Consider the following 24,433-nt stretch of genomic DNA (forward strand, 5'->3'; position numbering starts at 1 on the left):
ACCGAAGTTACCTAATGAAGATATTAAGTCAATGTTTTCTTCAAATACTAGAATAGCTAAGTCTAAAGTAGCTTGTGCTAATTCAACATTTTGTTTAGCTCTTTCAAGTAAATCTTTTTGAGTTTCATCATCTAATTCGGTAGAAATACCACCAGGAGTGGATGAAGTTGGGTGAATTGGACGACCACCGATTTTTCTAACGATTTCTAAACCGTTTCTTCTTATGTTAATAGCTTGAAGTGCGATTTCAGGCATGTCTTTAATAACTTGGAAAACGTTTCTGGTTTTTCTGGTTCCGTTAGGAATGATTAAATCCGGTGCTGCTAAGAAGTAGAAGTGAAGTGCGTGGGAGTGCATGTATGATCCCCAGTTCATAATTTCTCTCATTCTGTATGCTGCAGGTAAGATTTCGTAATCATCGAAACCGAAAATTTGGTCAACTGCTTTTGCAGCTGCTAAGTGGTGTTGTACATCACAAATACCACAGATACGAGGTACAAGTCTTGGTAATTCTTCTACAGGACGACCTGTTAAGAATTTTTCGAAACCTCTGAATTCCATAACGTGTAATCTTGTTTCTTCTACATTTCCTGCGTCATCGAGGTGGACAGTAATTTTTGCGTGTCCTTCAATACGAGTAACAGGTTCCATAGTAAGTTTAACCATTTTATTCTCCTCCTTTTTGCATTTTCATTGGTACTAATGCTGCAGGTAATGTGTATGAGTAGAAAGTACCTACAATATCATCCAATTGGTCTGCAACAGTTTCAGGGTCTACTGTTTTATCTTCGTTTACACCGTAGTCAGATGCAATTGCACTGATCATTTTTGCACCTTGGTCTAATACTTTTGAAGTAGGACCGTAACATCCTCTACATTGGATAGCAATGGAAGGACATTCTGCACCACATAAGGATACGGTTGCAGGACCCATACATACTAAACCTTGGGTAATTAAACATAAATCAGGTTCTGGTTTACCTAATTCGAATTGTCTTTTAATGAAGTCCATAGCTAAACCAGCAGGTGGTTTTTCTCTAGGACAAACTTCACATAAGTTGGTAGCTGGTAATTCGATTGTTTCACCGTTTAATAAAGCTAATACAGCTTCAGCTACAACATCGGAACGTGGTGGACAACCTGGGATAATTAAATCAATGTCCATAGCTTCACTTAATGGTCTTACTCTGCTTTCTAAGTGAGGTACGTCTTCGTGAGGAATGATACCTTCTGGGTTAACAGTTGATACAGAGTTGATGTAAGCTTCTTGGTGTAATTCGTCAACGGTCCATAAGTTTCCGAGACCTGGAATACCACCGTAACAAGCACAGGTTCCGTAAGCGATAACCATACTTGATTTTTCGTTTAACATTTCAGCTAATTCTCTGTTTTCGTCGTTTCTGATTCCACCTTCAGCGATGAGAATATCCAATTCAGGTACTTCATCGTATTTAGTATCCATGAGTACAGGAGAGAATTCAAATTCTGCTAATTCCATAACATCGATTAAAGATTCGTGGAAATCCGCAATTGATAAGTGGCAACCGGAACAGCCTCCGAACCACATAGTTCCTATTTTTACTTTATCTGCCATATTTAACTCCTCCAATCTATCTTTCAGCATTTAATTGGTCTTTTAATGGAGCTGGACCTAAGTCTTTAATTCTGTTAACCATCATGTTAACAGCTTTAGAGAATTTTTCACCTTCGGATGCGGAAATCCAGTCGTGGTGAACTCTTTCTCTTCCAATTCCCATATCTTCAACCAATTTGTAAATTAATCTCATTCTACGATCTAATTTATAGTTACCAGCGTCGTAGTGGCAGTCACCCATGTGGCATCCTGCTACAAATACACCGTCAGCACCTTCTTTAAATGCTTTTAAAACAAATTGTGGGTCAATTCTTCCAGAACACATTACACGAATAACTCTAATATTCGGTGGGTATTGCATACGTGCAGTACCAGCTGTGTCTGCTCCTCCATAGGAACACCAGTTGCAACAAAACATTACAATTTTTACATCATCAGCCATAGAGTTTTTCCTCCTCTATCAAATTTTTTTATTTTATTTTTCGTTTTGAAAAGATTTCTCCTTTCAAACACCAATTTTAGAATTTTTTAAAAAATTTTAAAATCGCTTTTTTAAGGCAAAATGTTTAGGTATGCCTTAATTTCACAATTTATGTACTTTAATGAGCTAGCTCAGCATAACATTAATGTACTGATTATTATATTACTTTAATAATTAATATAAAGGTTACTTAGAAAAAAAAGCCAAAAAGTTTATATACTATAAAACAAAATTTTTAAAAAAAAGAAAAATAAATGGAATTACATTCCATCTACACTCATATCAATCATCATTTGGGTCTGCTGAGCCAGTTCATCAGGCAAACCTGTAATGTCCATGTTTAGGAAACCTCTTACAATCATGGACTCTGCATCTTCCTCATTGATTCCCCTTGAAGTGAGGTAATTGATCTCTTCCTCACTGATCTTACCGACAGCAGCCTCGTGAGACATTTCAAGGTTTGCGGAACTTGCCTCAAGCTCAGGAACAGCGTAAATCATACTGTCATCAGAAAGTACGAGACCGTGACATTCAAGATGTCCCTTAACTCCAGGAACTGTTCCGGAAAGATGTCCTCTGGAATAGATTTTTGATTCATCCTGTGACACTGCCCTTGAGATGACTTCACCTCTGGCATTAGGAGCGTTGAGCAATACTCTGGAACCAACATCAATGATGGAATCCTTTTTACCTCCCTGAATGGACTGGAAAATCGCTCTTGAATTTTTACCGTCACAGTAAGCGGTAGGATAGGACTGTATTGTTGAAACAGGACTGGTGAGAATGTAATTGTTGATGTATGTAGTGTCATCCATCAGCTTTACGCCTGTTCTTGGCCTTACTTCCACCTGTTCTGCCCAGTTGTGAACCATTGTGAATGTGATTTTGGAGCCAGGTTTCAAATACATTTCAGACACACCGACGTGCATTGCAGAGACCACATCGTCACCTGTGGCACATCCCGTAATCAGGTGAAGCTCTGAGTTTTCCTCGGCAATTATGACGTTGTGTGCGGTCTGCATCACTGCCTCGTCACCGATGAACATGCAGGCCTGTACCGGCATGACCTCTTTGGTTCCAGGAAGTGAACGCACAAAGTATCCGCTGGTTTCACCGGTTTCCTTTTCCCTTAAAGCGGTTTTAGCAGTGTATTTATCAGCATCAGGCTTTACGACTTTCCATAAGTAATCTTCAAGCCATTTATATTTGTCAAGTGCAACAGACATTCCCATGACCTCAACGGAATCTGAGATTGAGTTGTTGGTGAACACGTTACTCTGGTCAACCTGCAGGAATGATCCTGAACGGTTCTTCTCTTCGGTGTCGACTCCGACCTTCAATAGGGTGTCTTTGGTTTTCTTGCCCACATCGTCCAGATCGTCAAGCAAGTCAATTGCATTTACAGCCTCATCGGTAAAGTTTTCTATCGTGATATCTGCACCTATTGCAGCTTTCTTATTTATAGCTCTTTCAGCATCCTCATAAACATTGCGCACACTCAACACATCCATTAAATCCGTTTTTCCTAATATCTTCAAGAATTTCAGTAGGGTTTCCTGAACAGGAAATCTTACCGTCCATAAGCACATGTGCCTTATCAGCACTTACAAAGTTTAAAATATATCCCAGGTGAGTAATCAGAAGGCCGCTTCTGATTCTGCTTCCCTGCGGCTTGTCCTTGTCAAGCAGGGTTCCGATTTCTGATGCAAGCAGTTCCACGTTTTCAATGTCCACACCAGAATCAGGTTCATCGAACATTGTAAAATCAGGCATCTGAGCCAAAAGCTGAAGGATTTCAGACCTTTTGACTTCCCCTCCGGAGAATCCGAAGTTGACGTCCCTGTCTAAAAACTCGTCGCTGAACTTGAGCTGGTCAGCTAGCTGCTTCATCCTAGGGTTGAGCTCTTCGTCAATGTCCTGATGGGATTCAATTTTGAGCAAATCCCTTACAGACACTCCCCTGATTGAAGGAGGAGACTGGAAACTTACCCCTATGCCCAGCTGTACACGTTCTGCAGTAGTTAAATCAGTAATGTCCTGACCTTTAAATTTAATTGTACCATTTACCACATTGTATTGGGGGAAACCTAAAATAGTTAAGAATAAAGTACTTTTACCAGCACCGTTTGGCCCTAAAAGAACATGGGTTTCGCCTTCAGCGATTGAAAGGTTTATATCTTTTAAAACCCTTTTTCCACCGACTTCTACAGCCAAATTTTCAATTTCAAGTAACATCATATCACCTAATTAGTTCATCAAATAAAATCTTATAATTAAATTTTAGCATACAAACTATAAATAGTTAACAAAAATAAGAAAATATAACAATTGTTTTATCGAAAATCAAAAAAAATAAGATAACTGAAATTATTCAGTTACGATAATGAATTCGCCGACCTTTTCGACTTTAGCAAAAGGAATCAATAACAGGTCGCCGTTTCTTTTTGCGCCTTTTACGTGAATGTTACGGTCAGCTTCTACACGAATAGCGATATCAACGATTTTACCTGTTTTTTCGTTGATGATGAGCTCATCCAAAACACCTAAAATACGGGCGTTGTTGGTAGCTACCTGATAATTTCTGATTTCGCTCCATAATTTTTCTTCTCTTTTAGGAATCTGTTTATTTTCCATTAAATCACCTGATAAAAATATTAAATTTAATTATATATTATGTATATGCATTCATTATATTTAAAAGTATAATTTATTGGCTATGCCAGCATCTTGCAAGGTATTTATATTGAAAGCCATCTCCTGCTTTTCAATCACCAACTGAACCTCATCCTGAACCTCATTGACACTTTTCAGAATGTTTACACCTACAGGAACAAGACCCTTATATTCGAATTCATACTCCAGGCCAAGATCCTCAAAGATGCCGACAGGAATCAGAGTGGAGAGGGCATCCTTTTGTGATTTGAAATAGTATTCAAGAATATAGTCGATGCATTCACCCGAAATGAAGGGCAAATCGGCATTTATAAAAAGCAGAACATCATCACGGGACTTTGCCTCGAAATGATCAAGAATGAATGACAGGTCATGGACAAAATCAACCCCAGGAGTGTCCAAAACATCATAGTCAAAGTCTTCAATATACACGCAGGTTTCGGGAGTGTTGGGACTGGTTGCAATAATTATTTTTTCGATCAATTTGGATGAATTCAAATTGTCAAGTACATATTTAATTAAAGGTTTGTTGTGTAATTTAAAAAGAGGTTTTTCGACTGGAGTTTTGAGTCGTGTTCCTCTACCTCCAGCCATAACAATAGCATAAATCATGAAAAAAACCTAAGCGAACTTGCCCCCGGCCATTTTCATACGGTCCTTAAGGATGCATCTGCCACCTTGTTTACCTCCAATAGGAACCTTAGGAGTACCCATAGAGTTCATACAGCGTGCCATGATAGCGGAACCTAAAGCAAGACCGTCCTCAACAAAGACAACGTTTTCAAACCTGTCCTGAACAGCCTCCAAAATAAGCTCAGGCTTGCGTCCGGTGATACCTGCCCTGCCGGTAATACCTAAAGCGGAACCCGGAACAATGACGTTTTCCTCAAATGCAACATCCAAAACCCTTTTAACAATATTGGTACTTACGTAATCCAAGGTTGAAAGAAGTGTTGGAAGTCCGTCAGCATCATAGAACTGCGCACCCAAATCCATAAGTTCACCGAGCTTGTCGCCGTTTAATCCCACATCACAACCAATTAATGTGGTTCCTGCAGCATCAGCCGCAACAGGATTGACCGGAACAGTACCGAACCTGTCGACATCCATAGGAACTTTTTGAATATTAATTAATTTATGGGCTTCAAGGGCATTGGCTTCAGCCTTTTTGTGGTCTGCCTTTTTCATGGCCTTATCGGAATACAAATCAAGTGCAGCACCGTTTTTCTTATCGATTTTACCTGAACCCCTTGCAAGGGAGTCGCTTACAACACCGGCAAGACCTAAAAAGTTACCTACAGTATTTGCATAAGGCTCGTTGTCGTTTACGATACGTCCGGCTAAAGTGGAACCGAAATCCAAGGACACACAAGGGTTTCTGTAGTCAACATCAGTCCATTTCGCACCTAACTTGATACCTGCAGTAACAAGTTCCCCTTCCATCTCATTTGCAACAGTTTCTTTTCCTTCAGGAGGAACCACACTTACAACAGCACCGTCAAAGAGAATATTCTCCAGAAGAGAATGTTTCTGCAGCCTTTCAGGAAGCTGTGAAATACCCATTGCAGGAGACATCTTACGAGGAGGAATATCCGCTTCAAGACATCCGTCAGCAAGAGCGATGATGAGCTGTCCTGCCTCTTCAGCAGTTGCAAAACCTGCAGTTACACCGGTTGATCTAACAACAAAGTCCAAATCCTCATCCTTATCAACACCACATTTGCGAAGAGACTCGAGAACAGTGTCACGAACCAGTTCGGTTACAGCCTCTTTGGACAGTTCAATACCCCATACTGTCTTACCGAAGACCTCTTCATTGGCCTTAGGAGGTCTGATGTCACGGGTCATCTTAACAGTTTTGTTTAAAAGATAAGACTCACTGGTGTTTAGGTTGGTTGCCATGACAATAGACTTGGTTGTAGTGTTACCTAATTCAACAGAAGCAGTTACATAAAAAGTGTCCGGTTTTTTAACAGCGCCGGGAGCTGCAGGACCAGCCCGTTGAGCTTTCAATGAAGCCAAATTCCCCTCTTTGGAATGTGCAATGATAGGCTTAGGACCTTTATTAAAAAGTTTACTTAAAAAAGACATTATTTAACCTCTCCAAAATTAAAGTTAAATAATAATCTATTATTCAGATAATATAAATCTTATTAAATGTTTTTAAAAAAAAGTTTAGAAAAAATAAAAAAAATGATTAGATGAAATGAATCATCTAATCGGGACCCTATATATCTATAATAAGTTGTTAATTGGGTGGTCTTCTACAGGTTCGGTACCGATATCTTTTGCTGCTTCAGCAATCATGATATCTGCCATACCACATGCAGGGAAAGCAAGTCTTGCGTTTTCGATTGGTCCAAAGAGAACGAAGTCTCCTCCAGCCATTTGTTGAACAATGTTAGAACCAATATCACAAACAGGCCATGCTTCTTTGTGTTCTTTTTTGTATCCTCTTAACCAGTCCCATGCGGAAGGAACGTTGTGAATACCGGATCCTACTGGGTATCCCCATTTAGCTTTTACAGCGTAGGAAGTTCTTACAGCAGGTCCTGCACCTTGTCCTAAAGGAGTAACTGCTACGTCCATCCAAGGTTTGGTAATACCACATTCGTCAGCCATTTCGAGAATACCTTTGTCGATAACGTCTCCACCGGTTTCCCAGATATCGATTTTTCCTTCTACACCAGGTTTCATTGGGTTGAAACCTAAGAGAATGGATGCGTCGATGTCGGAGTTTTTAACTGCTTCGATTTCTCCAGCTTCTGCAGCCATACTTAAGGAGTTGTAAACAGCTCTTTCACATAAACCAGTTTCTTGAACGTATTCTACACCTGCAATTTTTGCAGCTGCAGCGGTTGAGTCTATGAGGAAAGGTTTGTCACAAATATCTCCAACGAATTCTAAGTATTTTACCATAGCTTCAGGAGTAGCACCGAAAGTTTGTACAACACAAGGGTTTCCGGTTACATCAGACATTTCTTCCATGGTTTTAATTCTTTCTTCAGCAGCATCTTTATCAAAAATACCTTCTTTTTCATCACTAATAATGTTATGTCCGCCGTAAAAGATTGTTCCTGCTAAAACGGTTGGGTATTCTCCAGGTTGACCTCCCATTTTTACTCCAGCGATATCTACGACGAGTTGTTCTTTATCAAATCTTAACATAAAATAATCCTCCTATAAAAAACTAGATAACAATGTTTGTAACATTGCAATCGCACCAAATTTTATAGATACAATCAATATAAATAATCCAAGTATAATACCGTATAATATTCCAACATCTCTTCCTGATTGTTGGCCGAGACGTTGATAGTATTCACCGACAGTGAAATCAACTTTTTCTTCAGCGTCATCTAATTTTTTAGCTAAAGCGTTGAAATCGTCTGCAGCTACCATTACTTGAGGTATTGAATTTTCATCACTCATTTTAACACCTCTATAATCCACATAATATTGCAATATAAGGAATAATTACCACTAAAATAAGTGCTAAGCAAATACCTAAAGCAATTCCTTTTACTCTAGTAGCAAGTAATCCTGCGAAAAGTTTACCTTCTCTTGCAAGTAATTTTGAACTGTATTCAGCCTCTTCGGAAGCTTTTTTAATTCCGCTTGTATTAGGTTTATTAGAAATTTGCACCATAAATAATTCCTCCTTATATCAAGAATAAAAATCCGATTACTAAAGTGAAGATCAAACCTATCATTATACCTTGGACTTTACCAGCATAATTACCTGCCATATTTCTTTGAACAGCACCGACCATATCAATTTTAGTATTAATATTTCTGATTCTAGCTTCAATAAGAGCAGTTTCAGCAGAAACAACTTTCATTGCTTCTCCTTCATCTTCATCTCCGTCGTCATCATCTACGGAAATAACCATAGCTTCTTCTTCGAAAGCACCAGGATCTTTTTCTACACATTCATTAATCTTAGATTGGATAGCTCCGATATCTTCGGTATCAATCAAGTCAACAATTTCTAATTGTTGTTGGAATCTTTCAACACCGTCGAGTGGAACGTTTTCTACAAATGGAATAGCACCAGTTGCACCAATAATTTTTTTCTTATCAGGGTCAGCACCGTTTTCATGTAAAGCTTTGAAACTTTGACCGGTAATGTGTCCTTGCACTTCAGCACCAGCCAAAATTAAGAAACGGATATTTGGGTTAGAAATGATATTAGCAACAACTTTTTCTATACCTAAGTTTTCTGTTTTACATGGGCCTGCAATAGCTGCTCCAGATAACTCAGCTTCAATGTGAGAAGCTAAAGTAGTTACTGCAACAGGACTTTCAGGATCACCTACAATGTAATCCCCACTGATAACCGGCCAGCCGTCTGCAGGAGCTTTTTTATCAGCCATCTAGATACCCCCAATTGTTAATGCAGCAAATATAATAAATATAGCAATCAAGAATCCGTAAACCATGTTAGTTAACATACCAGCAGTTACGTAAGAACCTTCCCTTCCTGGGTAAGCTCCTGCCGGACTGGTGTAAGGATCTAAAGAAGCCATTAATTCGTCTGCAGCTGCTTCTACTTTTGCAACTCCTTCTTCAACTTCATCCATAGATAGGAGAATAACTCCGGAACCTAAGGATGATCCGAGAATCCCTGTTACAGGATCATATGCCAAATTCATTTCAGGTACGATTTGTACCATAGGTAACATTTGAGCCATATTCTATTCCTCCTATTCCTCTACATTAGGCCATAATCCAGCCCATCTTGTTGATGCTGCGTCATTACAGGAAGCTAATACGAATGCTCTGAATGAAATGACCCAACCGATTAAACCGACTATTAATACAACAGCCCATCCTAATCCACCGGTGATTGCAGATAAGATACCTACAATAGTCATGGATAAGAATGCGGTTGAAGCAGCACATTTTAAAGTTCTGACTTGATCTTCGTTTGGTCCTAAACATGCGTTGAATGGGTGTTGGATAGCCATAGTACACATAATGAATAATACCGCAATGTATCCACTTGCAACAACGTTTTCGTAAATTGCCATCATTTCGTAACTACCTGCGATAGCAACTGAGAATGCTAAGATAGATAAACAAGCAGCACCAGCAATTTCAATAGTACATTGAAGCATAATAGGGATTTTCATACCAACGATTTTAGTAGCAATTAATGCGATGATAGCACCGATAATAATTGCAATAACAAGTGCAATGACAGGTCCTGCAATAGCTAAACCTAAAATAGTAGCTAAACTAATACCAGCTAAGGATGAGATTACACCAACGGATAAAGACATGTAACCGATAGATGGTACACCAGTACCTAAACCGTAACTAGCTACTCTACGGATAGCATCTGCTCCCCATACGATTGCTAAAACTGCACCGATACCAGCTACAACTGGACCAACGATGTCTCCTAAAAAGCCTGATAAATAAATACAAAGTAATCCACCGACGATACCCATAATTAACAAGTGAGTTGAGTTTATTGCACCTGCAGCTGCACCGTCAGCACTTCCACCAGCAGACATTTTATATACCTCCAGTTAAAATAACACAGAAAATTCCGAGCACAACAGATGCGATAGCACATGCGAGTGCTCCAGTACCAATTCTTTTGAATTTAGGGTCGTGCATACCTTCGATAGTACCACCAATGTTATATGAAGCAATAACAGAGTTGATAAAGAATACACCTACACCTAAAATAGCAGCTAAACCAATACTAATAGCAGGGTCAGTAACAAAAGTACTGTCGTTAACAGCAGTGTTGATACCGTAGTATACTAATCCACCACCGAAACCACCAAGGAGACCTCCTATAAGACCACTAATATATGAAGTGGTAGGTACACCGTGTCCTTCAGTACCAGGAGTTTTATATATTTCTTGGTTACGTTTGGTAATCCAGTCAACAGGTACTTTAGATGCTGCAGGTACAATACCTACACCAAAGATATAAATTAAGTTAGCAATGAGCATAGTAATACCCATCATGATCATAGCACCTATTGCACCACCTATACCAACTATATAGAATGGTTCACCTGTCATAGTAGCAGCAGTAATGAGACCTGTTAAACCTGCACCAGCAGCTAACATTGCAGTACCAGTACCTACACCGGTAGCTGTTGCCATAGCTGCAGGAGCTCCTCCTACAGGAATGAAGTGCACACCAGCACCAATCATAATACCGCCTATTGCGATGAATAAAATTAAACTAATTGGATCCATAATCGAAACCTCCTTATTCTTCCTCATATGGTCCGTATTTTTCTCTTGCAAATACTTCTAATCTGTCGTTCATGATAATTAATAAAACAACGATTATAATACCTACAATAATACCGCCGTAAATTCCAAATACTACTGTATTCCAGAAACTGAAGAATACAACGAGACCGAAACAGAAACCAGTTAATGGTCCACCGAATTTAGCACAGAAGTTTACTACATCCATAGAGTTTTTAGCACCTAATGGAGCTTTAGTAACGATATCCCCTTGAATAGCTACAGGAGTACCTCCACCAAATTCGAATTTTTGATATTCACTTTCTGCACCATAGTGAACGTCCCCAGTTGAGGAACCGATAGCTCCTAAAGCAATACCCCAAAGCATAGCTAAGAGAGGTAATGGGAATACGTGTAATGGGTCAGAAGTACCTAATGGAATAGTCATTAAGTAAGAGATTCCAACAATACAAAAAGTAGTTATAAATCCGTGACCTGTGATAGGTCCTAAAGATTGAGTTAATACATCCATAAATAATGGTTGTTCGAATTGTGATTGACCGACAATCCTACCCATGTGGGATGTAACAGTATAAATAGCGTGAACACAAGCAGCGACAGCAGCACCGATTGCAATTGCGATTACTGGGAATCCAGGAATCATTCCAAACATAGTAATTAAAATATATGCAACAGCACCAGCTACACCACACCAAACACCATAAGCGACTGGTTCACCAGAAGCCGCTTTGTTTATCATACGGTGTAAATGTCCCATTTGTGGAGCAAGTTGAACTTGTGAGTTAGGGTTACTTTGAGAACCGATATCAGATTCTAAGTCCTCTGCAGCCCCTCCGATAGTAGCAACTGCACCCATTAATGCAACAACACCTAATGTTACAGGGTCCATAATTTTTTTCCTCCATATTTTTTATTAAATTGATCATTTAATAAACGTGAAATGTATATTCATCCGAATATATCTAGTGAATTCGTGATTTTTATTCCATTAAAAATCACAAGTAATAAAATTAATTATTACTAAGTATAATTTTTTTTAATATTCATATAAAAGTTTTACTAATTATTTTTAAGGTATACTTAAATTTTAAAGAAAAAAATAAGTAAGTGAAATGAATCACCTACCTATTTCTTGTGTTTATCTATCTATTTTGCTGGAGTAATTGCAGTTCTTTCACCAGCAGGTTCGAATTCTCTTAATGCACCTTTAGCAAATTCTTCACGTACTTTACTGAAGTCAAAGACTAAGTTTTTGTCAGCAAATGCGATTTTTACTAATGGGTTGAAAGCCCAAGCGTCTCCACGAGCGGAGTGAGGTGCTTGTGCGATACCAGCGTATTCACCTTGGTGACCTACGTTCATTGCGTAGTTAGGATAGTTTGGTCCTCTCATTTCGAGTGGTAATCCTTCGTCGTTTCTGATGGAGAATACGTTAGCTGCACCACATTGATCTTGTAAATCGAAACCGTAGAATCCTAATCTGGAGTGTTGTTCTTTGTGTAAGTACATGGATAAGTACCATGCGCTTAAACCAGTTTGTGCATTACCAGTAGCGAATGCAGTGGAACAACCAGCAGCTGCGGAAACAACGGAAGCTCTTTGAGATCCACCGAAGTGAGTTTCGAGTAAAGCTGGGTATGATTCGTATTGTTCTAATGCGTAGAATGCAACTTCAGTACCAACATCTAAAACAGTGTCCATGTCGTTTGGTGCTTCAGTTAATCCGCCGTATTTGTCTTCGACGTAGTCTTTACCGTAGTAGGTGAAGTCGTCTAATACGTTATCGGTGTATGCTGCAGTAGCATATTGAGTGAATCCTACACCACCAGACATGTAAGAACCTAACCAAATTTGGTCGTATAAAGCAGCACCTAAAGCTACTACTTCTAAAGTGGATCTTACAGGGTCATCTGGGTAAGCTCTGGAACCTTGACAGATATCTGCCATGAATCCGAATGGAACTCCACCGAGTTCGTTTTCTGCTCTTGCTCTTCTTACAGGTAAGTAGGTACCCATGTGGATAACTTCTGCGTGTTTGGATGCGTATGCGAAGTCACCAGTTGCACCTTCACCAGCACATTGGTTGTATGCGGAAATCATGGACATACCAATTTGCATAGCAGACCATCTGGAGGTGTTACCTCCGTCACAAACTCTTCCTACGATGGATGGAATTCTTACAGCTTGCCAAATAGCTCCGCCTACTTCAGCTTTTAAAGCTTCAGCTTGTTCTTCAGGGAACTCTTTGTTGATGTCTAAAACAAATGCGGAATCGATTTCGTCAGCTAATTCATCGTCACCAGTGAAAACTTTTACATAGGAATCTTGTACTACTAATGGGTCAGTTTCTACCATGTGTTCTTGAACTACTGCTGAACCAGGCATAGAGTGGTTTACAGTTTCTAAGTAGTGAGTAATAGTTTCAGGAGTTACTTCAATACCTAATCTTTTTTCAAGAACGTTGTGTGCAGTGTTTAATCCTACAATTACAGTTCTTCTGATGTCATCCCAAGCTTGTTGGATAGCAGCGTTGTTAACGTAGTGTAAATCGTCACCTTCTACAAAAGTGTCGGTAGTAGATAATTGGTAAGACATTAAAGCTCTTTGACCTAAAGGAGTACCAATGTCTGGGTTGTACATTGGGATTCCTCTTTTTTCAGCGATTTCTTTACCTTCGTTTACAAATGCAGTTTTCTTTTCAGATTGAGTCCAACCACCCATGTTATAGAATTGGGTTGTTTTTTCAGTTGGGTCTTCACTGAATTTCTTTTTCATTGCATCTAAGAATTTTTTATCAGCCATATTAATCTACCATCCTGTTACTGGATTGAATGCACCAAAGGATCTGGAAACGTGTATTCTTTGACAAACTTTTACAGCGTCTTCGTCATCTTTGTATGCTTCACCATCTATTCTGTAAATAGTGGTTTTTGCTCTTAAAGTTTCTTCGTCTAATGGTTCACCTAAAACTACAGGTTCGTCTAATTCCCTACCAACTTGGTCTTTTACCATTTCAACATTACCGGTTTCTTTGTTGAATACTTGTCTTCTGAGCATATCGAACATTAAACCGTTTTCATCTAATCTTAAGGAGTGACCGTGTACACCTGCACCTCTGATACCGGTTCTTGCAGTGTCGAAGTATTCAGTTTCTAAGAGGAATTTTGAAAGTTTTTCAAGGTCTCTTTCTCTTGCTTCAACTACTTGTCTTCCGGATAATGTACCAGTATCGATTCCTCTGAATCTGGATAAGTAAGATCTAGCTCTTAAGAAAGGTTGAGCTGGAGCGAAGTACATGGAGTCTACGAATTGAATGTATCTGATTCTGTCTCCTGCTTTTGCACCGTCGATTGGTGCTACTAATTCTCTTACACTGTCATCTGGCTCATCCATTTCATCTAATGGTGGGTGAACGGATTTGTATTCTTCACCTGGAGCTTTATGACCTAATATTTTTACTACGTCTTCATCAGAAATTTCTCTTAACTTTTCTAACTCGTATTCAGGGTTAGTGAAGTTTCTTCTGTTTTGAGCAACCTGAGAAGTACCTGGATAAATTTGTACCATAATTATGCATCTCCTAATGCTAATTTAACTTTTCTAATAATTTCATCTAATTTTTCCTGTGAAATTGTTTGTCCTCGGATAACTCCTGTAACAATATCATCAATAGTACCTATAGTTTTAATATCGTCATCTTTAGGCATGACTTTTGAAGTTTTTACACCGATTTTGGCAAAATCTTCATGGTCAACTGGTGATTCGCATATGATAATGCAGTGTTTGTTAACGTTCCTTAGAATTAATCTTGCTTTGTAAATTAAGTGATTTGCGACTCCCCCCAAATGGATTACAAGTATTTTGAAATTTTGTAATTGTTCCACTTCTTTATCAGTGAGTCCGAATAAGGTACCTCCTGAAGAAGGAGCATCACTAGGAACACCCGCACCAGCATTTAAAACCATTGTACTTGTTAAAACATTTGCTTCACGTAAACCGAAAGTGATTTCACAAACAGGCTTGGTAATGTGTCTGCGTCCAGGAGACATAGCTACTGCACATACATCAGTACCACATTCAGCAAAAGTCCCTCTTTGAGCAAGACTTCCGCCTTTACCCATTCCGCTTGCTTCCCTACAGTCCACTACGTGAGTACAGCGTCCTATCATATTAATCTAGTCATCCTTTTTAATAATGTTCACATGATCGTCGAATTTTGAATATTGATCTGTCATTCCAACCAATTCATCAGGGATTTCAGAATCTCCATATTTAATTCTATCAGTAACAGTTTTTTGTTTTCTGATATAATGAGCCCTGTCCTGATTGATATCAAAACCAAATGGGATATGTTTTTTACAGATTTCCTCAATCTCTTTAATGGTTGATTCCATTGTTAATTCAAGGAAAATTCTAGCGGTTTTAACTTGTAAAACAACTTTTTCCCCATTAACTGTGATAACTCTGCGTTCCCTGTATTGTGGAGGTAACGTGGCTTCACCTTTTGGGAATCTTGGACCTTGGATAACAGTCCTTTTTACATCATCTAGAGCTTCCAAATCATTTAACAACTTTTCAGTTGTGTCGCTTCCAAGAACTCTATAAGGAAATATTTCAATATCCATGTTTCAACCTTCAAATTAGATATGTTCAAATTAATTAGATGTCACCTTTAATTTCTTCAGCTGCAACAGCAACTGCTTTAATAGGTTCTCTGAATTCGTCAATTTGACTGTATACTTCTTTAATTAAACCAGAAGTTGCTTCTGGTGAAAAGAGTTGTGTTCCTGCATCTAAGGACATAGCAGCAGCTACACAAGGGATACAGAATCCTTTACTGTGTCTGGTTACAACGTGGTTACCGTTGAATAAACCAGGACCTCCTCCACCATAAATGGAGTGAGAGAAGAATGAGAATCCTACAGCTACACCTTCTGCTCTACCGTAGTCGAGACCAGGTAAACCAGTAGCGAATTCGAGGTTGTCGTTGAAGTATAATAAAGTAGATGGAATACCTTGAGCAGCACGAGCAGCACCAACGTTAACCATAGTTGCAGCTACAGCACCAGCAGCAGCGTATGCGTTCCATTTAGCTGCGTCATCAGTGTTGTAGATAGCGAAATCAGTTAATTGTTCTTGAGGAGCAATTACACCATCTGCTTCAGCACGAGCAATAGTTGCTTGTACAACACTACCAACAGTACCATCAGCATTTTCTTTTACTAAATCGTAAACCATGTTATCAGCGTTTAAACCTTGGTAAGCTAAACCTAATAAGTGTAATCTTTCAAATGAACCTAAAGCATCAGCCATTTCAAACATAGCAGTTTGTTCAAAGATAGCAGCTAATGCGGTAGCTTGGAAAGTGTTTTTCAAGGTTGCAGCAGCGAAGTCGTTTGCTTTTACGTTTCTTAAACCGTAACCTGCACCTTCGAGTTTTTGTGGAATGTCTAACATGGTTGCAATGTTAGAACCTTTGTAGTCTACAGATTGTGGGTATCTACCTAATACAGCAGCTTTTACGAAGTTAGCGTCGTAAATACTTACATCACAAACATCGATAACAGATTGTACCAAAGCTGAAGCGGAAGATAATGGAGCTGTGGAATATTCAGCAGCAACATCAATTCTTTTAGTTGGTACTTGTACTAATAACCTTTTTCCTCCGGAAATAGGTGTTACAACAGTATCATCGTCTTCAGAAATTTGGATAATTTCTTTCATTTTTTCTGCGATTGCTTCTGCATTATCTACAATAGCGAGATCTAATTCTCTTCCTAAGATTCTAGATTTGTCTCCACCAACAGCACCGGTTTTAACGGATTTTTCAAGTCCTTCTAAGTTTACTGCTACAGTTCTTTTAACACCTTTTACAATGCTTTGAATTGCAGGGTTTCTGAGTGGACTTATAGCTTCGATTGGTACGTCAGATGCAATTTCGTTGCCTCTATCATCGAATAAATCGATTTTATCATCAAACTTTGCCATTTTTTCCCTCCTAAATAAATAGAGTTTAACTAATATACCACTCTCAATGGGAATGCTATCCCCAAATTGAGTTAAGCTACAAAGCAAGTTTTTGCAAATAGCCAGCCATATGGTATACAAATTTATCTTTAATTAAGATATAATATAAAGATTACCCTCAGAAATTTTTAGAAAAGTTTATAAAGAATAATATAATTATTTTCCTGTAAGATAAATAGCATTGAAAGTAATACTTTTGAAAAGAAATTAAAATAGCTAAAAATAAATAATAAAAACAAAATTCAAACCGATTTATTAAAAATTAACTATGCCTAAATAAATTTAATTTCAATAGCCAAATTCAAAGATTTAGGCAAAACTAATGATTTTAAATGATTAATACTTTTTATATTTTTTGTAATAAATAATACTTTTTTTAATACTTTTTCAAGACAAATTCATTTATATAATAATAAACACAAAATTTATGATTATGCATGTAGTAGCAGATGTTGGAGGAATACCTGGAAAAGATTGTAACGGATTTTGCAAATACTGTTACTTCAGGAAGGTAAAGGAAATTAAAGTTTTTGGCTGTGCACATTGTCTTCCAAATAAAATCGGATGTGAAAGATGTTCCAAAGGAGTGGCTGATGCCCAAAGTGAATTCAAAAACCCGTTTGAAGTAATCAATACTGTTCAAAATGCATTGATGATGAATATGGGAAGAGGGGACATTATTGCAGACATCAGCGGAGGAGGAGACATAAGCTGTTATCCGTACCTGGAATCATTAACCGCACAACTAAACCAGTTCTCAATAAAATCACACCTGGGTTACAGCTGCGGCAAAGGAATAACTGACAGCGACATAGCCAACAGATTAATCAACAACGGGGTTGAAGAGGCAACATTTACAGTATTCTCAACCGACCCTAAACTCAGACAGCAATGGGTAAGGGACAAATACCCGGAAGAAGCGCTGAATGCATGCAAAATCTTTTGCGAAAATATTGAACTGACAGGTGCAAGCGTCATAATTCCCGGTGTAAATGACGGAGACGTGTTAAGAAAAACCTGCGACGATTTGGAATCCTGGGGCGCAAAAGGATTTATTCTGATGAGATTTGCAAACACATTCAATGAAGGACTGATTCTCGGCAACGAACCAATCCTAAAAGGCCATGAATCACAGCCTGTAGAAGAGTTTGCCCAGCTGGTCAAAGACCTGAACAGCGAATACAACTTCAGAATAACCGGAACACCATTATGCGATCCGGAAACCGGAGGACCGTTTGCAATAGCAAAAGATGAAAACGAAATATTTCTGCAGTTCATTAAACCAGTCACCGGAGAAGCCACACTGATTACTTCAAAAATAGCTGCACCATTTATTCAAAAGATTTTCGACAAAATCGAAGTCGACAGCGTCAATGTAGTGGCGGTTGAAAAAGAAATAGCATGCCTCATTACAAAAGAGGATCTGGAAACACTTGACTTGAGTGAAATCAAAGATACAGTAATATTGCCCGGCAGATCATTTGTCCATCAGCTTGATGCGGAAAGAATCTTAAGTAAAGATGGCGTTGACCGCTTAATAGGTCGTGGACCGGACACATTGACAGTAGACGGTGAGCTGAGTATTGACATGACCGATGAAAATGTAATAGAGCGAGAACTTGAAGACTTCAATGATTTGGTGGATGCAATCAATTTCTTCGGAATGAGACGCCTTTAAAAAAAAAGAAATCAGTTAGAGTCCTCAATTAGAGAACTTTCACTGTTAATTTTAACTAATATGTAATCATACATTTTAGACTTTTTGATTTCTGCGATTTCTGAGAGTTTCTTACCTTCAATCACAACATTTTCGATTAATTCATGATATTTGTCATAATTTAATTTTACACGAACCCCATCAAGCTGAGAAGTGACTGGTGTTGGAGAGATAACTTCCTTGATTTCGGGAACCTGATTTTCAATTGAGTTTTTAACAACAATAGATGGCACTAAAGGAGGATCCATGCTCATTTCCTGTTTCTTGTTATTTAAAGTCTCTTCAATAGTTTCAACTAACTTGTCCAATGCACGAATGTCAGGACCTCTTCTTAATCTTCTAGGGATTCTTCCAAGTCCGCCAACATAAGCATCAGCACCAGGAAGCTCTTCAATTGGAATATCCGGAGCGCCAGTTACGATAACAGGGATGTTAATGTCATCATAGAGAAATGCTTTGGATTTGATGCAGGTTTCAAAACTGCCCAATGCAAAAATAGCAATGTCATGCTCCTCAATCAATTGCTTTTCAGTTTCGGAAATGCCTGAAGTTCCTTTACCGTCACCTCTGGCAAGACCAACCATATTGTCCTTTGCACCGAACTCACGTAAATACTCAGAAATGTCACAGGCCGCATGAGGCAAGTGATGTCTTGCAAGTGTTGGTGATACAATAGCTATTTCAGAACCTGCCATAGGAGCGACAGTCAAGGTAGCCAATAACTCTTTTGCTTTTTCCTCAACTTTTGGCACATCATTTAACGGAACTGCCATGTTCAATACCATTTCCATCTGTATAATATTTTCCTGAAGAATGAGCCCACCTAAATCTTCAATCAGTTCCTTTATCTCTTCACTTTTGTGAACTCCACCAGTAAATGTTAATGTTTCATACATTTTAATACTCTCACTAAAGTCTATACTGATAATAATTTTTCAGTTTCAATCTATATTAACTTTTCCAAAATCGAATATCTCATTTCAATCCGTTCAAAAGGATTTTTAGCCACGACAGTGTGTGATGGAATTTTAACCAATTGAGCATCTGTTTTTTCCAATTTATCCTCCAGGTAATCAGGATAAATTATATAATCATAATTTTCATCAGTCATATCAAAGCCGAAATTCATAACTATATCCTTTAAAAAATTGGAATAGACCTTTACTTTTATGTGGGAATTGTCATAATCATCAAGGTATTTCAGACATAATTCATAGCCTTCAAAGAATTTAAAAATTTCACTATCTGACAATTCGTCTTTAAGCTTTGAAACTCGATGGATGCTTTCAAAAAGCTGATTTGGAGTGTTCAGCTTAATTGCCAGTGAATTCATCTTGACTTTGCTTTCAGATAAAAGAATTGCCAAATCACCATCCTCCTCATCAGGATTTTTATTAACCAGATAATCGGTGATGCCAGCAATCCTTACGACTTCTTCACACATTGGGGTAGTGACAATTTTCATATAATATAATTATATAGAACGCTTTCATATATACTAAACTATGAAAGTTACATTAAGTTTTGAGGAAACTTCAAGCAGCGACGTTTCAATCATGGTGGATGTCCTCAGAGCAAGCTCAACAATAACAGCCGCTTTGGACAAATTCAGCCAAATAATTCCATGTTTTACTCCCGAAGAGGCATTTGAACTTAAGGAAAAAACCGGCGGAGTGATTGCCGGTGAACGCAAGGGCGCTAAAGTGGAAGGATTTGACATCGGAAACTCACCGAATGTGATAAAAGAGTTTGAAACAGATAAGGACACATTGATTCTGACAACAAGCAACGGCACAAGAATACTTGAGAATATGAACTCCAAAGTACTGATCGGATGCATGAACAATGCAAAAGCCGTTGCAGATGCAAGCGTTGAACTGGCCAGCGAGCATATTGATGTCGTGATGGCCGGAGTATGGGGAAAATTCGCAATCGAAGACTTTCTGGCTGCCGGTGAAATAATAAATGAAATAGAAAAAGTTTGCAGAGATTGTGAAATCAGTGAATATGCCAAATCAGCAATTCTGGCAAGCAGAAATGATGAGCTGGTGAAAGAGGCATTTTACGAATCAACATCCGGAAACAAACTAACCGGTTTAGGATATAAGGAGGATATTGGATATTGTCTTGAAAAGAATTCCACGACAAATGTTGGAAGATATGAAAAAAACATAATATTAAATATATAAGTAAAATAAATATATCATAATCAAATTTTCAAAGAGTGTAATATTAATGAAGCGAGAATGTTTGACTATTATAGGTACGGCTCACGTATCTGCTGAAAGTGTTGAAGAAGTAAAAGACAAGATTTATGAACTTCAACCGGATAGAGTAGCTATTGAACTTGATTTGGCAAGATATACAAAGCTTAAAAAATCCATGATGGGAATAGAAGAGGATGATTCCATCTCAGTTACCAAAATAATCAAAGAAAACAAGGTCGGATTATTTTTTGTGACAACAGTATTAAGCTACTTCCAGTCAAAAATCGGAGATGAAGTTGATGTCGCTCCTGGTTCAGAAATGGTCGGAGCCATTGAAGCAGCAGAAGATTTGGGAATACCAATCGCATTAATCGACCGTAACATCAATACAACATTAGAGCGCGCATTGAACAGAATGTCATTCTTTGAAAAGATTAAATTCCTATTCGGAATATTAACCACAGACACCGATGATGAGGAAATAGATATTGAAGACTTAAAAAATCCTGATAATCTTGAAGACATGCTTGAAATGTTTAAGGACGAAGCACCGGGAATATATGAAGTTTTAGTCCATGAAAGGGATGCGTATCTTGCAGGAAGCCTTTTAAGAATTCCCGAAGACAGAGTCATTGCAGTTGTAGGTGCAGGACACCAGCCGGGAATAAATGCATACCTTGACCATCCGGAAACAATTCCTCCTCTTGAAGAGCTCAACAAGATTGAAGACAAAAAAGGAATACCATGGACAAAAATAATCCTTGCACTGATTCCGATTTTATTTGTTGTGATATTTTTTCTGGCTTATTTTAATGGGATAAACATAACCTGGAACCTGTATCAATTCGTTGCAATCAGTATGATAATGGGATTTTTAGGTTCAATACTGTCCGGATCCAAAATCCAATCCGCACTTGTCGGAGGACTCGTCGCACCGCTGACAATTATCCACCCATTGCTTGCAGCAGGATGGTTTTCAGGCCTGACCGAAGCAAAATACAGAAAAGTAAGGCAAAGAGACATTAAAAACCTGGCCAATATAGAAAGCTTCAGAGATTTATGGAATAATAACATATTCAGAATATTACTAGTTGTTATCGGAACAAATCTCGCCGTCAGCATCGCAACATTAGTAATATTGCCTTCACAAGTATTTATTCCGCTGTTCATGCAGATATTCGGTTGAATTTTATTAACCCATATTCAATTCAATAAAAAGTTTTTTATACACTTAAATAAAATCTATAATATAATCGATATTTTAAGGAAATTTATTATGTACTATATATTTCGTTGTGACTGTGGAAGAGTTTTATATGCCAAAGAAGGCGTTGCCACCAGAAAATGCGTATGTGGAAAAACAATAAAAGTTAAAGGTCGCAGAATCTTTAAAAGAGCAGAAACAAGAGAAGATGCTTCCCTTGCAGTTCAGCAAATGCAGGACGAAATATATGGAAACACTGGATTCATAAAAGCCAGTGATTTATAGTTAAGGTCTGTTAGAAATGGCTGGAGAAATAATAGAAATAGTTATTATATTAATTTTAATCGTACTTACCGGATATTTATCAATGGCGGAATTGGCCGTTGTGTCGGTTAGAAAAGCAAAGATGCAAAGATATTTAGAAGAAGGAAATAAAAACGCACAAATCGTTTTTGACCTGATGGAAGATCCTAACGAATTTTTATCAACAGTCCAAATAGGTATTTCCCTTATTGGCGTACTTACAGGGGCTTTCGGTGGAGTAACACTTGCCGAACCTCTTGCAAAACTGATTTCATTCGTTCCATACAGCGAACCTATAAGCGTAGCGATTGTTGTTATCATTACAACATACCTGACTTTGGTTGTCGGAGAGATTGTGCCTAAGGTTATTGCTTTAAATGATCCTGAAAGGGTTTCTTTAAAAGTTGCAAAAAGTATGGTCATCCTTTCAAAAATTTCAAAGCCTGTCAGTTTTATTCTTGCAAAATCAAGCAGTTTTCTTTTATGGGTAATGAGAATTGAAAACAGAAACGACAATGCTGTGACTGAGGAAGAAATTGAGTTATTGATTGAGGAAGGAAGGGTCGAAGGTACCATTGAACAGGAGGAAGAAGACATAATCAAAAGAGTGTTCAAGCTTGACGACCAAAAGGTCGAATCAATAATGACTCCCAGAAATGAAATCATATGGGTTGATTTGGAAGACCCTAGAGAAGTCAACAAAGTCAAGATTATGGAAAGTAAAAGGTCCATTTTTCCAATAGCTTCTGGAGAACTGGATGATTTCATTGGTGTAGTTCAGGCAAAAGACATCCTTTCATTAATGTTTAGTGATGAGGAATTTGACATTAATTCAATCGTTAAGGAGCCTTTGGTTGTATCCGAGAATCTGGAAACCTTGGAACTTCTGAAAGAATTCAAGGAAAACCAGGAATATGTTCATATGTCACTTGTTGTTGACGAGTTCGGAAGTGTTGAAGGTTTAATAACATTGAATGACCTTTTGGAAGGTATCGTTGGAGACATTCCAGGAATTGATGAGGATGATGACCCGATAGCTACCGAAAGAGATGACGGCACCTGGCTGATTGACGGCAGGTTCGGAATTGACAGGTTCAAGGAATTATTCGATATAGATGAAGTTTTCCCTGATGAGGAGGAAGACGGATATACAACCCTTGCAGGTTTCATTTTAAGTATCAGCGGAACCGTTCCTGACGTTAACGACAAATACCAGTGGGAAAGATTCTGCTTTGAAATCGTTGATTTGGACGGACATCAAATCGATAAGATACTTGTAACCGATTTGGGTGAAGATTACATATCTGATGAAGAAGAGGAAGATTAGATGGATTTTGTTAGTTTAGGCATTCAAGTCGTATTATTGATTGTTGGTTTTGTGCTGTTAATCAAAGGATCTGACTTTTTTGTAGACGGGTCAAGCAATATCGCATCAATTTTAAAAATTCCTACATTGATTGTGGGTTTAACGATTGTTGCATTCGGTACAAGCGCTCCCGAAGCGGCAGTATCAATAACATCCTCACTGGCAGGCAGCAATGCATTGGCTGTCAGTAATGTAATCGGAAGTAATCTGTTCAACATACTGTTGATTATAGGATTATGTGCTCTTTTAAATGAGCTTGAACTTGATAAAAAAGTTCTGAAAACAGATTTACCATTTTTATTAATCATAACAATTATCGCATCAGCATTTATATTATATAGCTGGAACATTTCAAGGATTGAAGGTATAATATTACTTGTCATACTTATTGGGTACATAATATATCTTATCCGAAATACTAGGAAATCACAAGAAGCACAAGATGTTGAAAAACCAAAATTAGGACTTTTAAGAAGTATAATTTACATCATTGGAGGTATTGCAGGAATTGTTATCGGTGCAAACTTTGTAGTTGATAGTGCGTCATATATAGCAATGGCTCTTGGAATGAGTGAAACCTTAGTGGGTTTAACCATTGTAGCTATAGGTACCTCTTTA

Annotated in this window: 29 protein-coding genes; 6 read left to right on the top strand and 23 right to left on the bottom strand. The window is 38.2% G+C overall.

The features are described from left to right. The 21 genes from IJQ68_RS09565 to mcrB all read right to left on the bottom strand — a co-directional run. The coding region (locus tag IJQ68_RS09565) for a Ni/Fe hydrogenase subunit alpha (RefSeq protein WP_292799766.1) at window positions 1-666 on the bottom strand (666 nt) is incomplete at its 3' end. 1 nt (window position 667) lies between these two features. Beyond that, window positions 668-1,594, bottom strand: a complete 927-nt coding sequence (locus IJQ68_RS09570) for a F420-nonreducing hydrogenase (protein WP_292799769.1) — start codon at window positions 1,592-1,594, stop codon at window positions 668-670. Between the two features lie 16 nt (window positions 1,595-1,610). Further along, window positions 1,611-2,036, bottom strand: a complete 426-nt coding sequence (locus IJQ68_RS09575) for a hydrogenase iron-sulfur subunit (protein WP_292799772.1) — start codon at window positions 2,034-2,036, stop codon at window positions 1,611-1,613. A 299-nt stretch (window positions 2,037-2,335) separates the two neighbouring features. Further along, window positions 2,336-3,586, bottom strand: coding sequence for a SufD family Fe-S cluster assembly protein (locus IJQ68_RS09580; protein ID WP_292799775.1), 1,251 nt, complete (start codon window positions 3,584-3,586; stop codon window positions 2,336-2,338). After that, complete coding sequence (locus tag IJQ68_RS09585; RefSeq protein ID WP_292799778.1) at window positions 3,555-4,310, bottom strand: ABC transporter ATP-binding protein; 756 nt, start codon at window positions 4,308-4,310, stop codon at window positions 3,555-3,557. Before IJQ68_RS09585 ends, IJQ68_RS09580 begins: the two co-directional genes overlap by 32 nt. Before the next feature lie 132 nt (window positions 4,311-4,442). Next, window positions 4,443-4,709, bottom strand: a complete 267-nt coding sequence (locus tag IJQ68_RS09590; RefSeq protein ID WP_292799780.1) for a PRC-barrel domain-containing protein — start codon at window positions 4,707-4,709, stop codon at window positions 4,443-4,445. A gap of 60 nt (window positions 4,710-4,769) precedes the next feature. After that, window positions 4,770-5,360, bottom strand: a complete 591-nt coding sequence (locus IJQ68_RS09595; protein WP_292799783.1) for an NTP transferase domain-containing protein — start codon at window positions 5,358-5,360, stop codon at window positions 4,770-4,772. Window positions 5,361-5,369: 9 nt separating this feature from the next. Beyond that, window positions 5,370-6,839, bottom strand: coding sequence for a methanogenesis marker 14 protein (locus IJQ68_RS09600; protein ID WP_292799786.1), 1,470 nt, complete (start codon window positions 6,837-6,839; stop codon window positions 5,370-5,372). 144 nt (window positions 6,840-6,983) lie between these two features. Further along, the gene (mtrH, locus tag IJQ68_RS09605; protein WP_292799789.1) at window positions 6,984-7,916 is read right to left on the bottom strand and encodes a tetrahydromethanopterin S-methyltransferase subunit H; all 933 of its coding nucleotides are present in this window, start codon (window positions 7,914-7,916) and stop codon (window positions 6,984-6,986) included. Between the two features lie 12 nt (window positions 7,917-7,928). Then, window positions 7,929-8,180: a tetrahydromethanopterin S-methyltransferase subunit MtrG gene (mtrG, locus tag IJQ68_RS09610; protein ID WP_292799792.1), complete on the bottom strand. Its 252-nt coding sequence runs from the start codon at window positions 8,178-8,180 to the stop codon at window positions 7,929-7,931. Window positions 8,181-8,190: 10 nt separating this feature from the next. Next, window positions 8,191-8,397: a tetrahydromethanopterin S-methyltransferase subunit F gene (locus IJQ68_RS09615; protein ID WP_292799795.1), complete on the bottom strand. Its 207-nt coding sequence runs from the start codon at window positions 8,395-8,397 to the stop codon at window positions 8,191-8,193. Window positions 8,398-8,410: 13 nt separating this feature from the next. Further along, window positions 8,411-9,124: a tetrahydromethanopterin S-methyltransferase subunit A gene (mtrA, locus tag IJQ68_RS09620; RefSeq protein ID WP_292799798.1), complete on the bottom strand. Its 714-nt coding sequence runs from the start codon at window positions 9,122-9,124 to the stop codon at window positions 8,411-8,413. Beyond that, on the bottom strand, window positions 9,125-9,442 hold the full coding sequence (gene mtrB, locus IJQ68_RS09625) for a tetrahydromethanopterin S-methyltransferase subunit MtrB (RefSeq protein WP_292799800.1): 318 nt from the start codon (window positions 9,440-9,442) through the stop codon (window positions 9,125-9,127). A 12-nt stretch (window positions 9,443-9,454) separates the two neighbouring features. Further along, on the bottom strand, window positions 9,455-10,270 hold the full coding sequence (gene mtrC / locus IJQ68_RS09630) for a tetrahydromethanopterin S-methyltransferase subunit MtrC (protein ID WP_292799802.1): 816 nt from the start codon (window positions 10,268-10,270) through the stop codon (window positions 9,455-9,457). A gap of 1 nt (window position 10,271) precedes the next feature. After that, the gene (mtrD, locus tag IJQ68_RS09635) at window positions 10,272-10,973 is read right to left on the bottom strand and encodes a tetrahydromethanopterin S-methyltransferase subunit D (protein WP_292799805.1); all 702 of its coding nucleotides are present in this window, start codon (window positions 10,971-10,973) and stop codon (window positions 10,272-10,274) included. Window positions 10,974-10,986: 13 nt separating this feature from the next. Then, window positions 10,987-11,880, bottom strand: coding sequence for a tetrahydromethanopterin S-methyltransferase subunit E (gene mtrE, locus IJQ68_RS09640; protein WP_292799807.1), 894 nt, complete (start codon window positions 11,878-11,880; stop codon window positions 10,987-10,989). 257 nt (window positions 11,881-12,137) lie between these two features. Continuing rightward, on the bottom strand, window positions 12,138-13,793 hold the full coding sequence (gene mcrA, locus IJQ68_RS09645; RefSeq protein ID WP_292799810.1) for a coenzyme-B sulfoethylthiotransferase subunit alpha: 1,656 nt from the start codon (window positions 13,791-13,793) through the stop codon (window positions 12,138-12,140). 6 nt (window positions 13,794-13,799) lie between these two features. Next, on the bottom strand, window positions 13,800-14,558 hold the full coding sequence (gene mcrG / locus IJQ68_RS09650) for a coenzyme-B sulfoethylthiotransferase subunit gamma (protein WP_292799813.1): 759 nt from the start codon (window positions 14,556-14,558) through the stop codon (window positions 13,800-13,802). Window positions 14,559-14,560: 2 nt separating this feature from the next. Beyond that, the gene (mcrC, locus tag IJQ68_RS09655; RefSeq protein WP_292799816.1) at window positions 14,561-15,160 is read right to left on the bottom strand and encodes a methyl-coenzyme M reductase I operon protein C; all 600 of its coding nucleotides are present in this window, start codon (window positions 15,158-15,160) and stop codon (window positions 14,561-14,563) included. A gap of 6 nt (window positions 15,161-15,166) precedes the next feature. After that, window positions 15,167-15,616 (bottom strand): methyl-coenzyme M reductase operon protein D, encoded by a 450-nt coding sequence (gene mcrD, locus IJQ68_RS09660; protein WP_292799819.1) that lies wholly within the window; start codon window positions 15,614-15,616, stop codon window positions 15,167-15,169. 34 nt (window positions 15,617-15,650) lie between these two features. Then, window positions 15,651-16,979: a coenzyme-B sulfoethylthiotransferase subunit beta gene (gene mcrB, locus IJQ68_RS09665; protein WP_292799822.1), complete on the bottom strand. Its 1,329-nt coding sequence runs from the start codon at window positions 16,977-16,979 to the stop codon at window positions 15,651-15,653. A gap of 472 nt (window positions 16,980-17,451) precedes the next feature. Between mcrB and mmp10 the strand changes: the two genes are divergently transcribed. Then, window positions 17,452-18,696, top strand: coding sequence for a methyl coenzyme M reductase-arginine methyltransferase Mmp10 (gene mmp10, locus IJQ68_RS09670; protein ID WP_292799825.1), 1,245 nt, complete (start codon window positions 17,452-17,454; stop codon window positions 18,694-18,696). Between the two features lie 11 nt (window positions 18,697-18,707). Here the strand turns inward: mmp10 and IJQ68_RS09675 are convergent, their stop codons facing one another. Together IJQ68_RS09675 and IJQ68_RS09680 are read right to left on the bottom strand one after the other, a co-directional pair. Continuing rightward, window positions 18,708-19,631, bottom strand: coding sequence for a methanogenesis marker 7 protein (locus tag IJQ68_RS09675; RefSeq protein WP_292799828.1), 924 nt, complete (start codon window positions 19,629-19,631; stop codon window positions 18,708-18,710). A gap of 50 nt (window positions 19,632-19,681) precedes the next feature. Then, a complete protein-coding gene (locus IJQ68_RS09680) occupies window positions 19,682-20,200 on the bottom strand; it encodes a hypothetical protein (protein WP_292799831.1) in 519 nt (172 codons plus the stop codon). A gap of 40 nt (window positions 20,201-20,240) precedes the next feature. On the opposite strand from IJQ68_RS09680, the gene comB reads away from it, so the two are divergent. From comB to IJQ68_RS09705, 5 genes are all read left to right on the top strand, one after another. Further along, window positions 20,241-20,924 carry a 2-phosphosulfolactate phosphatase gene (comB, locus tag IJQ68_RS09685; RefSeq protein WP_292799834.1) on the top strand — a complete coding sequence of 228 codons (684 nt, stop codon included), beginning with the start codon at window positions 20,241-20,243 and terminating at the stop codon, window positions 20,922-20,924. Between the two features lie 46 nt (window positions 20,925-20,970). Beyond that, the gene (locus IJQ68_RS09690) at window positions 20,971-22,128 is read left to right on the top strand and encodes a TraB/GumN family protein (RefSeq protein WP_292799837.1); all 1,158 of its coding nucleotides are present in this window, start codon (window positions 20,971-20,973) and stop codon (window positions 22,126-22,128) included. A 90-nt stretch (window positions 22,129-22,218) separates the two neighbouring features. Next, on the top strand, window positions 22,219-22,431 hold the full coding sequence (locus IJQ68_RS09695; RefSeq protein WP_292799840.1) for a DUF1922 domain-containing protein: 213 nt from the start codon (window positions 22,219-22,221) through the stop codon (window positions 22,429-22,431). A gap of 16 nt (window positions 22,432-22,447) precedes the next feature. Beyond that, entirely contained in the window at window positions 22,448-23,776 is a 1,329-nt protein-coding gene (locus tag IJQ68_RS09700; protein WP_292799842.1) for a hemolysin family protein, read from the top strand. Further along, window positions 23,777-24,433, top strand: a 657-nt coding sequence (locus IJQ68_RS09705) for a sodium:calcium antiporter (RefSeq protein ID WP_292799845.1), incomplete at its 3' end; no start/stop codon positions are given. It lies immediately after the preceding gene.

It is taken from the genome of Methanobrevibacter sp., from assembly GCF_017447225.1.
Classification (GTDB): Archaea; Methanobacteriota; Methanobacteria; order Methanobacteriales; family Methanobacteriaceae; genus Methanocatella.